Annotated in this window: 13 protein-coding genes and 1 riboswitch; of the genes, 12 read left to right on the forward strand and 1 reads right to left on the reverse strand. The window is 61.1% G+C overall.

Going from position 1 to position 13,511, the window contains the following annotated elements:
- The first annotated feature begins 92 nt into the window (after positions 1-92).
- The 12 genes from AD665_RS13330 to astE all read left to right on the forward strand — a co-directional run bounded on the left by AD665_RS13330 (position 93) and on the right by astE (position 12,500).
- The gene (locus AD665_RS13330) at positions 93-866 is read left to right on the forward strand and encodes an ABC transporter substrate-binding protein (RefSeq protein ID WP_024776515.1); all 774 of its coding nucleotides are present in this window, start codon (positions 93-95) and stop codon (positions 864-866) included.
- Positions 867-956: 90 nt separating this feature from the next.
- Positions 957-1,646 (forward strand): ABC transporter permease, encoded by a 690-nt coding sequence (locus AD665_RS13335; RefSeq protein WP_024776516.1) that lies wholly within the window; start codon positions 957-959, stop codon positions 1,644-1,646.
- Positions 1,643-2,341: an ABC transporter permease gene (locus AD665_RS13340; protein WP_053192397.1), complete on the forward strand. Its 699-nt coding sequence runs from the start codon at positions 1,643-1,645 to the stop codon at positions 2,339-2,341. Before AD665_RS13335 ends, AD665_RS13340 begins: the two co-directional genes overlap by 4 nt.
- Before the next feature lie 56 nt (positions 2,342-2,397).
- Positions 2,398-3,162 carry an ABC transporter ATP-binding protein gene (locus tag AD665_RS13345; RefSeq protein ID WP_024776518.1) on the forward strand — a complete coding sequence of 255 codons (765 nt, stop codon included), beginning with the start codon at positions 2,398-2,400 and terminating at the stop codon, positions 3,160-3,162.
- Between the two features lie 113 nt (positions 3,163-3,275).
- Positions 3,276-4,256, forward strand: a complete 981-nt coding sequence (argR, locus tag AD665_RS13350; protein WP_024776519.1) for a transcriptional regulator ArgR — start codon at positions 3,276-3,278, stop codon at positions 4,254-4,256.
- A gap of 378 nt (positions 4,257-4,634) precedes the next feature.
- On the forward strand, positions 4,635-5,855 hold the full coding sequence (locus AD665_RS13355; RefSeq protein WP_053192399.1) for an aspartate aminotransferase family protein: 1,221 nt from the start codon (positions 4,635-4,637) through the stop codon (positions 5,853-5,855).
- A gap of 191 nt (positions 5,856-6,046) precedes the next feature.
- Positions 6,047-7,066 carry an arginine/ornithine succinyltransferase subunit alpha gene (aruF, locus tag AD665_RS13360; RefSeq protein ID WP_024776521.1) on the forward strand — a complete coding sequence of 340 codons (1,020 nt, stop codon included), beginning with the start codon at positions 6,047-6,049 and terminating at the stop codon, positions 7,064-7,066.
- Positions 7,067-7,112: 46 nt separating this feature from the next.
- Positions 7,113-8,138: an arginine N-succinyltransferase gene (gene astA, locus AD665_RS13365; RefSeq protein ID WP_024776522.1), complete on the forward strand. Its 1,026-nt coding sequence runs from the start codon at positions 7,113-7,115 to the stop codon at positions 8,136-8,138.
- Complete coding sequence (gene astD, locus AD665_RS13370) at positions 8,135-9,604, forward strand: succinylglutamate-semialdehyde dehydrogenase (protein ID WP_167355740.1); 1,470 nt, start codon at positions 8,135-8,137, stop codon at positions 9,602-9,604. Before astA ends, astD begins: the two co-directional genes overlap by 4 nt.
- Positions 9,605-9,776: 172 nt before the next feature.
- Positions 9,777-11,123, forward strand: a complete 1,347-nt coding sequence (gene astB / locus AD665_RS13375) for an N-succinylarginine dihydrolase (RefSeq protein ID WP_024776524.1) — start codon at positions 9,777-9,779, stop codon at positions 11,121-11,123.
- A 69-nt stretch (positions 11,124-11,192) separates the two neighbouring features.
- A complete protein-coding gene (locus AD665_RS13380; RefSeq protein WP_024776525.1) occupies positions 11,193-11,480 on the forward strand; it encodes a hypothetical protein in 288 nt (95 codons plus the stop codon).
- Positions 11,481-11,492: 12 nt separating this feature from the next.
- On the forward strand, positions 11,493-12,500 hold the full coding sequence (gene astE / locus AD665_RS13385; protein WP_053192401.1) for a succinylglutamate desuccinylase: 1,008 nt from the start codon (positions 11,493-11,495) through the stop codon (positions 12,498-12,500).
- A gap of 118 nt (positions 12,501-12,618) precedes the next feature.
- Here the strand turns inward: astE and AD665_RS13390 are convergent, their stop codons facing one another.
- Positions 12,619-13,125 carry a 6,7-dimethyl-8-ribityllumazine synthase gene (locus tag AD665_RS13390; protein ID WP_024776527.1) on the reverse strand — a complete coding sequence of 169 codons (507 nt, stop codon included), beginning with the start codon at positions 13,123-13,125 and terminating at the stop codon, positions 12,619-12,621.
- Positions 13,126-13,223: 98 nt separating this feature from the next.
- Positions 13,224-13,392: riboswitch (FMN riboswitch) on the reverse strand.
- Positions 13,393-13,511: the final 119 nt, after the last annotated feature.

Consider the following 13,511-nt stretch of genomic DNA (forward strand, 5'->3'; position numbering starts at 1 on the left):
CCTAGGACGCAGCACCTACGTTTGTTTCACCCATTCGCATATTGGGCTGTTGCTCACTCTGCCGTTTTGCCCTTTACCGATGGAGTCCCAAGATGAAGAAACTTGTGCTGCTTGGCGCCCTGGCACTGTCCGTGCTGTCCCTGCCGACATTCGCCGATCAAAAGCCCCTGAAGATCGGTATCGAAGCGGCTTACCCTCCGTTTGCCTCCAAAGCCCCGGATGGCAGCATCGTCGGTTTCGACTACGACATCGGCAACGCGTTGTGCGAAGAGATGAAGGTCAAGTGCGTGTGGGTCGAGCAGGAGTTCGACGGTCTGATCCCGGCACTCAAGGTGCGCAAGATCGATGCGATCCTGTCCTCCATGTCGATCACTGAAGATCGCAAGAAGTCCGTGGACTTCACCAACAAGTACTACAACACCCCGGCCCGTCTGGTAATGAAGGCCGGCACCCAGGTCAGCGATGGCCTGACCGAGCTCAAGGGCAAGAACATCGGCGTGCAGCGCGGTTCGATCCACGAGCGTTTTGCCCGTGAAGTCCTCGCCCCGCTGGGTGCCGAGATCAAGCCATACGGTTCGCAGAACGAAATCTACCTGGACGTTTCCGCTGGTCGTCTCGACGGCACCCTGGCAGACGCTACCTTGCTGGATGACGGTTTCCTGAAGACCGATGCCGGCAAAGGCTTCGCATTCGTGGGGCCGGCCTTCACCGACGTCAAATACTTCGGCGACGGCGTAGGGATCGCAGTTCGTAAGGGCGATGCCCTGAAAGACAAGATCAATGGCGCCATCGCTGCTATTCGCGAGAACGGCAAGTACAAGCAAATCCAGGATAAATACTTCGCCTTCGACATCTACGGCAAGTAACACCGTCCCGCTACTCGTGCGAAATGGCGCAAGCAACAGGCTCCCTGCGGTTTGCGCCATTTTTTCATCCCACTTTCGAGGACCTGAATCATGTTGAAAGGCTACGGGGCTGTCATCCTCGATGGCGCATGGTTGACGCTTCAGCTCGCCTTGTCGTCCATGGCCCTGGCCATTGTCCTGGGACTGATCGGTGTCGCGTTGCGCCTCTCGCCGGTGCGCTGGCTGGCGTGGCTGGGTGACCTGTATTCCACGGTCATTCGCGGTATTCCTGACCTGGTGCTGATCCTGCTGATTTTCTACGGCGGCCAGGACCTGCTCAATCGCGTGGCACCGATACTCGGTTATGACGACTACATCGACCTCAATCCGCTGGCGGCGGGTATTGGCACCCTGGGCTTTATCTTTGGTGCCTACCTGTCGGAAACCTTTCGCGGCGCGTTCATGGCGATCCCCAAGGGGCAGGCCGAGGCGGGCATGGCGTATGGCATGAGCGGGTTCCAGGTGTTCTTCCGGGTGCTGGTGCCACAGATGATTCGCCTGGCGATTCCGGGCTTCACCAACAACTGGCTGGTGTTGACCAAGGCGACCGCGCTGATTTCGGTGGTGGGCCTGCAAGACATGATGTTCAAGGCCAAGCAGGCGGCAGATGCCACCCGTGAGCCGTTCACCTTCTTCCTGGCAGTGGCGGCGATGTACCTGGTGATCACCAGCGTCTCGTTGCTGGCATTGCGTCACCTTGAGAAGCGCTACTCGGTAGGCGTAAGGGCGGCTGATCTATGATCTTCGACTACAACGTCATCTATGAAGCCTTGCCGCTGTACTTCGGCGGTCTGCTGACCACCTTGAAGTTGCTGGCACTGTCGCTGTTCTTCGGTCTGCTGGCGGCGCTGCCCCTGGGGCTGATGCGGGTGTCCAAGCAGCCGGTCGTGAACATGACGGCCTGGCTCTACACATACGTGATTCGCGGCACGCCGATGCTGGTGCAATTGTTCCTGATCTACTACGGGTTGGCGCAATTCGAGGCCGTGCGCGAGAGCTTTCTCTGGCCGTGGCTGTCCAGCGCGACGTTCTGTGCGTGTCTCGCCTTCGCCATCAATACCAGTGCCTACACCGCTGAAATCATCGCCGGTAGCCTGCGGGCCACGCCCAATGGCGAAATCGAGGCGGCCAAGGCCATGGGCATGTCGCGCTTTACGCTGTATCGCCGGATCCTGCTGCCGTCGGCCCTGCGCCGGGCGCTGCCGCAATACAGCAACGAAGTGATCATGATGCTGCAGACCACCAGCCTGGCCTCCATCGTGACCCTGATTGACATCACCGGTGCCGCGCGCACGGTGAACGCCCAGTATTACCTGCCGTTCGAGGCTTACATCACGGCCGGCGTGTTCTATTTGTGCCTGACCTTCATCCTGGTGCGCCTGTTCAAGCTGGCCGAGCGTCGCTGGCTGAGTTACCTGGCCCCGCGCAAGCACTGATAACGCATCGACCCGATCGACTGCCCAACGACTGACGTTTTGTGAGAACCGACCGCATGTACAAGCTCGAAGTCCAAGACCTGCATAAACGCTATGGCAGTCACGAAGTGCTCAAGGGTGTGTCCCTGAAGGCCGCCGCCGGTGATGTGATCAGCATCATCGGCTCCAGTGGCTCTGGCAAAAGTACCTTCCTGCGTTGCATCAACCTGCTTGAGCAACCCCATGCCGGCAAGATTCTGCTCAACAACGAAGAGCTGAAACTGGTGGCCAACAAGGATGGTGCGTTGAAGGCGGCGGACCCCAAGCAACTGCAGCGCATGCGTTCGCGGCTGGCAATGGTGTTCCAGCACTTCAACCTGTGGTCCCACATGACCGCGCTGGAAAACATCATGGAAGCGCCGGTGCATGTCCTGGGCGTCTCCAAGGCCGAGGCTCGCGAAAAGGCCGAGCATTATCTGAACAAAGTGGGCGTGGCCCATCGCAAGGACGCTTATCCGGGCCACATGTCGGGCGGCGAACAGCAGCGCGTGGCGATTGCCCGGGCGCTGGCGATGGAGCCGGAAGTCATGTTGTTCGACGAACCGACGTCAGCCCTCGACCCGGAGCTGGTGGGCGATGTGCTCAAGGTGATGCAAGCCCTGGCCCTGGAAGGCCGGACCATGGTGGTGGTGACCCACGAGATGGGCTTTGCCCGCGAGGTGTCGAACCAATTGGTGTTCCTGCACAAAGGCATTGTCGAAGAAAGCGGCAATCCGCGTGAAGTGCTGGTCAATCCGCAATCGGAGCGCCTGCAACAATTTCTTTCGGGCAGCCTCAAGTAATTGCTCCCGTTACGCACCTGATTTGGGTCATGCTGCGCATCACGTGCCAGATGGTCTAATTTGGTTGCAGCCGCTTTTGGCTTTAACACTGTTTTCGTTTCGGATCGCCCGCCATGACTGCCCATCGAATTGGTTTCCTGATTTGGCCCAGCACTAAAGCCTTGACGCTGGCGCTGGCTGAGGAGGCCTTGCGTGTCGCTCAGCGGGTGCATCCAGAAGTGGTCTACGAGCTGTCGTTCTTGCAGGCCGAGCCTGCGGGTGAGAGCGCCTGGCAACTACCTGGCGAACCCTGGGCGGGCAAGCTCGAAGGCCTCCAGAAGCTTTTCCTGCTGGCCGATGAGCCGCCGGCTGCGCTGGCCTCCAACCTGAGTAGCGCACTCAAGCAACTGGTGCGTGCCGGTTGTGTGATCGGTGGCTTGTCGGCCGGGGTCTATCCCCTGGCTCAATTGGGCTTGCTCGACGGTTATCGTGCCGCCGTGCACTGGCGCTGGCAGGACGATTTCTCCGAGCGTTTTCCCAAGGTCATCGCTACCAGCCACTTGTTCGACTGGGATCGCGACCGCCTGACGGCCTGCGGTGGTATGTCGGTGCTCGATCTGCTGCTGGCGGTGCTGTCGCGCGATCACGGCGCGGAACTGGCCGGGGCGGTGTCGGAAGAGCTGGTGGTCGAGCGCATCCGTGAAGGTGGCGAGCGCCAGCGCATCCCATTGCAGAATCGCCTTGGCTCCAGCCATCCGAAGCTCACCCAGGCGGTGCTGCTGATGGAGGCCAACATCGAAGAGCCGCTGACCACCGACGAAATTGCCCAGCACGTGTGTGTGTCCCGCCGGCAACTGGAGCGGATCTTCAAGCAATACCTCAATCGTGTGCCGAGCCAGTATTACCTGGAACTGCGCCTGAACAAGGCCCGGCAGATGCTGATGCAGACCAGCAAATCCATCATCCAGATCGGCTTGTCCTGTGGTTTCTCCTCAGGGCCGCACTTCTCCAGCGCCTACCGCAACTTCTTCGGCGCCACGCCGCGGGAAGATCGCAACCAGCGACGCAGCAGCAGTCCGTTCGAGTTGTCGTCGGTGCCGGCCGAGCGCGGTTAGGCAGCTCCCGCCGGAGGGCAGGGGGGCGCAAAAATAGGGCAGTCTACGCAAAACACCTGTGGGAGCGAGCCTGCTCGCGATGGCGTCGGTTCAGTTGGCATCGATGTCGACTGACATTGCGCTATCGCGAGCAGGCTCGCTCCCACAGGTGATCTGTGTCTGGCAATGGAAATGTGGACGTCGACGCCTAAAGTCCCCCGACAACGTTTAAACTGCGCCTTTGCGACGCTATTTGTCGCATTGCCATAAACCCAATGAAAACGGGGGTTGGCGCTATAAGAAGTTGTCGCTTGGCGGCAAGGCCGGGCTGAAAACTGTCCTTACAATCCTCACCAAGCTCGCCATTTCCAGGCGAGTGTTTCTCTTCAGGAGACTCCGATGTCCGTTGAGCAAGCCGCGGTACAACGCGCCGATTTCGACCAGGTAATGGTCCCCAACTATGCGCCTGCTGCCTTCATTCCCGTGCGTGGCGCCGGTTCCCGCGTGTGGGACCAGTCCGGCCGCGAGTTGATCGATTTCGCCGGTGGTATTGCAGTCAACGTATTGGGCCACGCTCACCCGGCGCTGGTTGCCGCGCTCACTGAACAGGCCCACAAGCTGTGGCATGTCTCCAACGTATTCACCAACGAACCGGCCCTGCGCCTGGCCCATAAACTGGTCAACGCGACATTCGCCGAGCGTGCGTTCTTCTGCAACTCCGGCGCCGAAGCCAACGAGGCCGCCTTCAAGCTGGCCCGTCGTGTTGCGTTCGATCGTTTCGGCACTGAAAAGTACGAAATCATCGCCGCCCTCAACAGCTTCCACGGCCGTACGCTGTTTACCGTCAACGTCGGCGGGCAGTCGAAATATTCCGATGGCTTCGGTCCCAAGATCACCGGCATCACCCACGTGCCCTATAACGACCTGGCAGCCTTGAAAGCGGCCATTTCGGACAAGACCTGCGCCGTGGTGCTGGAGCCGATCCAGGGTGAAGGCGGCGTGCTGCCGGCCGAGCAAGCCTACCTGCAAGGCGCCCGCGACCTGTGCGATGCGCACAATGCGCTGCTGGTGTTCGACGAAGTGCAGACCGGCATGGGCCGCAGCGGCCATCTGTTCGCCTACATGCATTACGGCGTAGTCCCGGACATCCTCACCAGCGCCAAGAGCCTGGGCGGTGGTTTCCCGATCGCGGCGATGCTCACCACCGAAGCGCTGGCCAAGCATCTGGTCGTCGGTACCCACGGCACCACTTACGGCGGCAACCCGCTGGCGTGCGCGGTGGCTGAAGCGGTGATCGATATAGTCAATACCCCTGAGGTGCTCAACGGCGTCAAGGCCAAGCATCACAAGTTCAAGGCCCGCCTGGAGCAGATCGGCGAGAAGTACGGCCTGTTCACCCAGGTACGCGGTCTGGGCCTGTTGATCGGCTGCGTGCTGAACGACGCCTGGAAAGGCAAGGCCAAGGACATCTTCAATGCCGCCGAACAGGAAGGCCTGATGATCCTGCAAGCCGGCCCCGACGTGATTCGTTTCGCCCCGAGCCTGGTGGTGGAAGATGCCGACATCGATGCCGGCCTGGATCGTTTCGAGAAGGCTGTGGCGAAGCTGATCCAAGCCTGATCCCGAAAACCGGCTCCATGGGGAGCCAGGTTCCAGTGGGAGCTGAGCTTGCTCGCGATGGGATCGCCTCGTTGTGACAGGTGAAGCCCAGTGTCTGCATCGCGAGCAAGCTTTGCTCCCACATGAAGCCGTTTTTTTCTTTGTGTCGGCCTTTTGGTCGAACCCTTTATTTCAAGTTAAGGAGTGACACCATGCTGGTGATGCGCCCCGCGCAAATGGCGGATCTGGGCGAAGTACAGCGTCTGGCTGCGGACAGTCCGATCGGTGTCACTTCCTTGCCGGATGACGTGGAACGCTTGAGCGACAAGATCGCCGCGAGCGAAGCCTCGTTTGCCGCCGAAGTCAGTTTCAACGGTGAAGAAAGCTATTTCTTCGTCCTTGAAGACACGGCCACCGGCAAGCTGGTGGGCTGTTCGGCCATCGTTGCGTCGGCCGGTTATTCCGAGCCGTTCTACAGCTTTCGCAACGAGACGTTCGTCCATGCCTCCCGTGAGCTGAAGATCCACAACAAGATCCATGTGCTCTCCCAGTGCCACGACCTGACCGGCAATAGCCTGCTGACCAGTTTCTATGTGGTCCGGGACCTGGTGGGGACGCCTTGGGCGGAACTCAATTCCCGCGGGCGCCTGCTGTTCGTCGCCAGTCATCCGGAGCGGTTCGCCGATTCGGTGGTGACCGAGATCGTCGGCTACAGCGATGAAAACGGCGATTCGCCGTTCTGGGACGCCATCGGTCGCAACTTCTTCGACCTCAACTACGCCGCCGCCGAGCGCCTGTGCGGGCTGAAAAGCCGTACCTTCCTCGCCGAGCTGATGCCGCATTACCCGATCTACGTGCCACTGCTGCCGGACTCCGCCCAGGAAGCCATGGGGCAGGTCCATCCGCGTGCGCAGATTACCTTCGACATCCTGATGCGCGAAGGCTTCGAGACTGATCATTACATCGACATCTTCGACGGCGGCCCGACCCTGCATGCCCGCGTCTCGGGGATTCGCTCGATTGCCCAGAGCCGTGTGGTGCCGGTCAAGCTCGGTGAGCCGGTCAAGGGCGCCGGCCGGCAATACCTGGTGGCCAATGCCCAGTTGCAGGATTACCGCGCCGTGTTGCTCGAGCTCGATTACGCGCCGGGTAAACCGGTGACCCTGGACATGGAAGCAGCCGAGGCCCTGGGCGTCGGCGAAGGCTCCAGCGTGCGCCTGGTGGCGGTTTAAGTCTGAGTTTCGCGGGTGGCATGAGCGGCCCGTCTGAGGAGATAGCATGATCGTTCGTCCCGTACGCAGCAGCGATTTACCCGCTCTGATCGCCCTGGCCCGCAGCACTGGCACCGGCCTGACCACTTTGCCGGCCAACGAGGAGCGCCTGGCCCATAGGGTCGGTTGGGCCGAGAAGACCTTTCGCGGCGAAGCCGGGCGTGGTGATGCGGACTACCTGTTCGTGCTCGAAAACGATGACGGCCAAGTGGTGGGCATCTCCGCCATCGCTGGCGCTGTGGGCCTGCGTGAGCCCTGGTACAACTTCCGTGTCGGCCTGACGGTGAGTGCTTCTCAGGAGCTGAACATCTACCGGGAAATCCCGACGCTGTTCCTGGCCAACGACCTGACCGGCAATTCCGAGCTGTGCTCGCTGTTCCTCCATGCCGATTACCGCAACGGCCTCAACGGCCGCATGCTGGCCAAGGCGCGGTTGCTGTTCATTGCCGAGTACCCGCAGCTGTTCGGCAACAAGATCATCGCCGAGATGCGCGGCATGTCCGATGACACCGGCCGTTCGCCTTTCTGGGAAAGCCTTGGCCGGCATTTCTTCAAGATGGAATTCAGCCAGGCCGACTACTTGACCGGGGTCGGCAACAAGGCGTTCATCGCTGAACTGATGCCCAAGTTTCCGCTGTATACCTGTTTCCTGTCCGAGGATGCCCGCGCCGTGATTGGCCAGGTGCATCCAGACACCGAACCGGCCTTGTCGATGCTCAAGAGCGAAGGGTTCAACTATCAAGGCTACGTCGACATTTTCGATGCCGGCCCGGCCGTGGAATGCGAAACCGCCAAGATTCGTGCTGTCCGTGACAGCCAGGCCCTGGTGCTGGCCATCGGTACGCCGGGCGACGACGCCACGCCATTCCTCATCCATAACCGCAAATGCCTGGATTGTCGCATCACGGCGGCACCGGCGCGCTTCGCCTCGGGCACCCTGGTGGTCGATCCGCTGACCGCCAAACGTCTTCAACTCAATGCCGGCGATCAAGTGCGCGCCGTTGCGTTGTCTGCTGCTCGGGAGTCGAAATAATGAACTCGCTGTATATCGCGGGAAGCTGGCTGGAAGGCCAGGGCGACATGTTTGAGTCCCTGAACCCGGTGACCCAGCAAGTGCTGTGGTCGGGCAAGGGTGCCACGGCTGCGCAAGTCGAGTCGGCGGTGCAGGCTGCGCGCCAGGCGTTCCCGGACTGGGCCCGGCGTTCCCTGGATGAACGCATTCAGGTGCTGGAAGCTTTTGCCTCGACGCTGAAAAGCCATGCTGAAGAGCTGGCCCACTGCATCGGTGAGGAAACCGGCAAGCCACTGTGGGAAGCGGCCACCGAAGTCACCAGCATGATCAACAAGGTCGCCATCTCGGTGCAGAGCTACCGTGAGCGGACCGGCGAGAAGAGCGGCCCCCTGGGCGACGCCACTGCTGTGCTGCGGCATAAGCCCCACGGTGTGGTGGCGGTATTCGGCCCTTACAACTTCCCTGGCCACTTGCCCAACGGCCACATCGTGCCGGCGCTGCTGGCGGGTAACAGCGTGCTGTTCAAACCGAGCGAGCTGACCCCGAAAGTCGCCGAATTGACGGTCAAGTGCTGGGTCGAAGCCGGATTGCCGGCGGGTGTGCTGAACCTGTTGCAAGGCGCCCGGGAAACCGGCATCGCCCTGGCGGCGAATCCGGGCATCGACGGGCTGTTCTTCACCGGCTCCAGCCGCACTGGCAATCTGCTGCACCAACAATTCTCCGGTCGCCCGGACAAGATCCTGGCGCTGGAAATGGGCGGTAACAATCCGCTGGTGGTGGACGAGGTGGCGGACGTCGATGCGGCGGTCTACACCATCATTCAGTCAGCATTCATTTCCGCTGGCCAGCGTTGCACCTGCGCGCGCCGATTGCTGGTGCCGGAAGGGGCGTGGGGTGATGCCCTGCTGGCGCGCCTGGTGGCCGTCAGTTCGACTATCGAAGTCGGAGCGTTCGATCAGCAACCGGCGCCGTTCATGGGCTCGGTGGTTTCCCTGGGCGCGGCGAAAGTCTTGATGGACGCACAGAATCATCTGCTGGGCCTCGGCGCCGTGGCGCTGCTGGCGATGACTCAGCCCCAGCCCCAGGCCGCGTTGCTGACGCCAGGGATTCTCGATGTGACGGCGGTGGCCGAACGTCCTGACGAAGAACTGTTCGGGCCGCTGCTGCAAGTGATCCGCTACGCGGATTTCCCGGCGGCCATCGCCGAGGCCAACAACACCCAATACGGCCTGGCTGCCGGCTTGTTGTCCGACTCCCAGGAGCGCTACCAGCAGTTCTGGCTGCAAAGCCGTGCCGGTATCGTCAACTGGAACAAACAATTGACCGGTGCCGCCAGCAGCGCGCCGTTCGGCGGTGTCGGCGCCTCGGGCAACCATCGCGCCAGTGCCTATTACGCGGCCGACTATTGTGCGTACCCGGTAGCGTCCCTGGAGACACCTGACCTGGTGATGCCAGCCAGTCTCACGCCGGGTGTGCGAATGGTGTAAACCCATCGCGGGCAAGCCTTGCTCCCACAGGTTCCATGCGGTCCCTGGGGGAACTGACCTTGCCCCCACAGGTTTTATGCAACCTCCTGTGGGAGCAAGGCTTGCCCGCGATGGCCGCGCCGCAGTTGCTACTTGATGCCTATAAAAAACAGATCCTCGTGGAGCCTCGCTGATGAAATCCTTTGAAGTCAACTTTGACGGTCTAGTGGGGCCGACCCATAACTACGGCGGGCTCTCGTACGGCAACGTCGCGTCCCAAAGCAACAGCCAGGCATGCTCCAATCCCAAGGAAGCGGCATTGCAGGGCCTGGCGAAAATGAAAGCGCTGATGGACATGGGCTTCCAGCAAGGTGTGCTGGCACCACAGGAGCGCCCTGACGTGGCAGCCCTGCGCCGGTTGGGTTTTGCCGGCAGCGACGCCGAGGTCATCCAGCAGGCCGCGAAAGAAGCGATGCCGCTGCTGGTCGCCAGTTGCTCGGCCTCCAGCATGTGGGTGGCGAACGCCGCCACCGTCAGCCCGAGCGCCGACACCGCTGATGGCCGTGTGCATTTCACTGCTGCCAACCTGAACTGCAAATACCATCGCAGCATCGAGCACCCGACCACCAGTCGCGTACTGGGAGCGATGTTTGCCGATCAACAGCACTTTGCCCATCACGCCGCGTTGCCCGCAGTGGCGCAGTTCGGCGACGAAGGGGCGGCCAACCACACCCGTTTCTGCCGGACCTACGGTGAGGCGGGCGTTGAGTTCTTTGTGTTCGGTCGCAGTGCATTCGACACCCGTTACCCGGCACCGCAGAAATATCCGGCACGCCAGACCCTCGAAGCGTCCCGCGCGGTGGCCCGCTTGCATGGCCTGCGGGAAGAGGGCGTGGTGTACGCCCAACAGAATCCGTCGGTGATCGACCAAGGGGTGTTTCATAACGACGTGATCGCGGTCGGCAACGGCGAGGTGTTGTTCTATCACGAGGACGCGTTTCTCGAGACCGACAAGATGCTGGCCGAACTGAGCGGCAAACTCGCCAGGGTCGGTGGGACATTTCAGTCTGTGTGTGTGCCGCGTTCCGCGGTCAGCGTCGATGACGCGGTACGTTCCTACTTGTTCAATAGCCAACTGCTGTCGCGTCCCGACGGCTCGATGCTCTTGATCGTGCCGGAAGAATGCCGCAGCAACCCACGCGTCTGGCAATACCTGCAAGGCCTGACGGGCTCTGGCGGGGTGATTCGCGAAGTGAAGGTCTTCGACCTCAAGCAGAGCATGCAGAACGGTGGTGGCCCGGCTTGCCTGAGGCTGCGCGTGGCGCTCAATGAAACCGAACTGGCGGCCGTCAACCCAGGGGTTATCATGACGGCGCCGCTGTACGATTCGCTGACCCAGTGGGTCGAGCGGCATTACCGCGACCGTATGACCGAAAGCGACCTGGCGGACCCGCAATTGCTGCTCGAATGCCGGTCGGCACTGGATGAACTGACACAAATCCTTAAACTTGGCGCGGTTTATCCTTTCCAGATCAATTGAAAGCGCGCGCGACCTGACTACAGTCAAAGCAGGGCGCGTGGCCTTATCTCCAGACGAGAACGTAAAAACATGAGCGATGCACTGCAGCTGATTCTTGAAGACACCGACGGCACCCAACTGGAAACCTCCTGCACCCGCGTGGCGGTGATGTGGCAGGGCAAGGAGCTGTGGATCCAGCAGGACGGCCGCGGTCAGTTGCTGATCGGCGTGGACGTCGAGGAAGGGGATGAGGAATACGCCAACCTGTTGTTGCGTCCGTTGGCAACCAACCTGGTCAGCCTGCAACTGGAAATGGAACCGGCCGACCTCGGCGACGACGACCATGTCCATGGCCCGGATTGCGGCCACGACCATTAAGGAAACCGCGCTATGCTCGCCCTCGGCAAACTGCTTGAACTGACCCTCGCCGGCCGTGAACCGGCGGAGAAGACTCAACTGACTGTCGAAGGCGTACGGATGCGCTGGTTGAGCGAGGGCGCGCTGGAGGTCAAGCCGCCCGAAGCCCGGGATAATGGCCTGGACCTGCTGTTGTCGGCGGGGATCCACGGTAACGAAACCGCGCCAATCGAGTTGCTCGACCGCCTGCTGCATGACATCGCCCGTGGGGACGTGAAACCTCGGGCACGCATTCTGTTCCTGTTCGGCAATCCCGAGGCCATCCGTCGCGGTGAGCGTTTCGTCGAACAGGACGTCAACCGGCTGTTCAATGGCCGTCATGAACTGAGCGGTGGCCCGGAGGCGCTGCGGGCGTGCGAGCTGGAGCGGCTGGCCGCCAGCTTCTTCAGTCGGCCTGAACGCAGTCGCTTGCATTACGACCTGCACACGGCCATCCGCGGCTCGAAGATCGAACAGTTCGCCCTGTACCCCTGGAAAGAAGGTCGCCAGCATTCACGTCGTGAACTGGCCCGCCTGCGTGCGGCGGGCATGGAGGCGGTGCTGCTGCAGAACAAGCCGTCCATCGTGTTCAGTGCCTACACCTACGACCAGCTCGACGCCGAATCCTTTACCTTGGAACTGGGCAAGGCCCGGCCGTTCGGGGAGAACGAAGGCGTCAATGTCAGCCTGCTGGAAACCCGCCTGAAGCAGATCATCGAAGGCAACGAGCCTGAGCTGGACGAAGGGCTGGATGGTCTCCAGCTGTTCAGCGTGGCCCGGGAAGTCATCAAGCACAGCGACAGCTTCCGCCTGAACTTGCCGGCGGACATCGAGAACTTCTCGGAGCTGGGAAAAGGCTATGTGCTGGCCGAAGACATCGCCCAGACCCGTTGGGTGGTCGAAGAAGAGGGCGCGCGGATCATCTTCCCGAATCCCAAGGTGAAGAATGGCTTGCGGGCGGGCATCCTGATTGTGCCGGCGACAGATGAAAACCTGGCCTGAATCCAACGCTGAACCCTTGTGGGAGCGAGCCTGCTCGCGATAGCGGTGTATCAGTCGGCATTGATAGCGGCTGACACTCCGTCATCGCGAGCAGGCTCGCCCCACATCGGGGCGGTGCTTAGACGGCTAAGGCGCGCTGTTCGCTACGACGCAACGCCCGGGTCTTGTGCAAGGTGTCAGCGCAGGTCTTCGCCGCTTCCTGGCCCTTGTGCACGAAATGCTCGAAGAAGAACTTCTGGTGCTCTTCCCCAGCATGGAAGTGATGCGGTGTGAGCACCACCGAGAACACCGGCACCTCGGTTTCCAGCTGCACTTGCATCAGGCCGCTGATCACCGATTGGGCAACGAACTCATGCCGGTAAATGCCGCCATCCACCACCAGGCCGGCGGCGACGATGCCGGCGTAGCGGCCGGATTTGGCCAGCAGCTTGGCGTGCAGCGGGATCTCGAAGGCGCCACCGACTTCGAAGAAGTCGATATCACTTTCCTGATAACCCTGGTTGATCATTTCCGCGACGAAGCCGTTACGGCTCTGGTCGACAATTTCCTTGTGCCAGCAGGCCTGGATGAACGCAACGCGTTCGCCCGGATGTTTGATCTTGCTGTCGATAGCAGTGGGTTGCATGTTCTGGTTCCTGTTTGTGTGAAAAACAGGGCGTCATGAATCGAAGGGGAGTCGAGGGTACGCCGCGCAGATAGCCGCAAGCGGTCCTTGGGTGCCGATCCCGTTCTCTCTTCATCCGGACTATGACCGTCGGCCCCGGGATCACACCGGGTCTGCTGACCTTGCCGTCGCACTGCAAAAAAAGCCGTGCATCGCCAAGCGCTCGCGGGCTATGCACTTAGTGCAATTACCGCCGGTGGGGAATTACACCCCGCCCTGAGAACGTTTTTGCCGCTACGCTGTGTGGCGGCGCAGGATTTTTAACACATAACCCCCTGTGGGAGCGAGCGGTGGGAGCAAAGCTTGCTCCCACCGCACACAAGGGTTTTGTTGTCCTTTCCTTCGAT

Origin of the sequence: Pseudomonas corrugata (genome assembly GCF_001269905.1) — a bacterium.
Taxonomy (GTDB): Bacteria; Pseudomonadota; Gammaproteobacteria; order Pseudomonadales; family Pseudomonadaceae; genus Aquipseudomonas; species Aquipseudomonas corrugata.

Excerpts from the sequence above, each read along its gene's own strand:
- AD665_RS13330 (WP_024776515.1), top strand. The coding sequence starts at position 93 with ATGAAGAAACTTGTGCTGCTTGGCGCCCTGGCACTGTCCGTGCTGTCC.
- AD665_RS13335 (WP_024776516.1), top strand. The coding sequence starts at position 957 with ATGTTGAAAGGCTACGGGGCTGTCATCCTCGATGGCGCATGGTTGACG.
- AD665_RS13340 (WP_053192397.1), top strand. The coding sequence starts at position 1,643 with ATGATCTTCGACTACAACGTCATCTATGAAGCCTTGCCGCTGTACTTC.
- AD665_RS13345 (WP_024776518.1), top strand. The coding sequence starts at position 2,398 with ATGTACAAGCTCGAAGTCCAAGACCTGCATAAACGCTATGGCAGTCAC.
- argR (WP_024776519.1), top strand. The coding sequence starts at position 3,276 with ATGACTGCCCATCGAATTGGTTTCCTGATTTGGCCCAGCACTAAAGCC.
- AD665_RS13355 (WP_053192399.1), top strand. The coding sequence starts at position 4,635 with ATGTCCGTTGAGCAAGCCGCGGTACAACGCGCCGATTTCGACCAGGTA.
- aruF (WP_024776521.1), top strand. The coding sequence starts at position 6,047 with ATGCTGGTGATGCGCCCCGCGCAAATGGCGGATCTGGGCGAAGTACAG.
- astA (WP_024776522.1), top strand. The coding sequence starts at position 7,113 with ATGATCGTTCGTCCCGTACGCAGCAGCGATTTACCCGCTCTGATCGCC.
- astB (WP_024776524.1), top strand. The coding sequence starts at position 9,777 with ATGAAATCCTTTGAAGTCAACTTTGACGGTCTAGTGGGGCCGACCCAT.
- AD665_RS13380 (WP_024776525.1), top strand. The coding sequence starts at position 11,193 with ATGAGCGATGCACTGCAGCTGATTCTTGAAGACACCGACGGCACCCAA.
- astE (WP_053192401.1), top strand. The coding sequence starts at position 11,493 with ATGCTCGCCCTCGGCAAACTGCTTGAACTGACCCTCGCCGGCCGTGAA.
- AD665_RS13390 (WP_024776527.1), bottom strand. The coding sequence starts at position 13,125 with ATGCAACCCACTGCTATCGACAGCAAGATCAAACATCCGGGCGAACGC.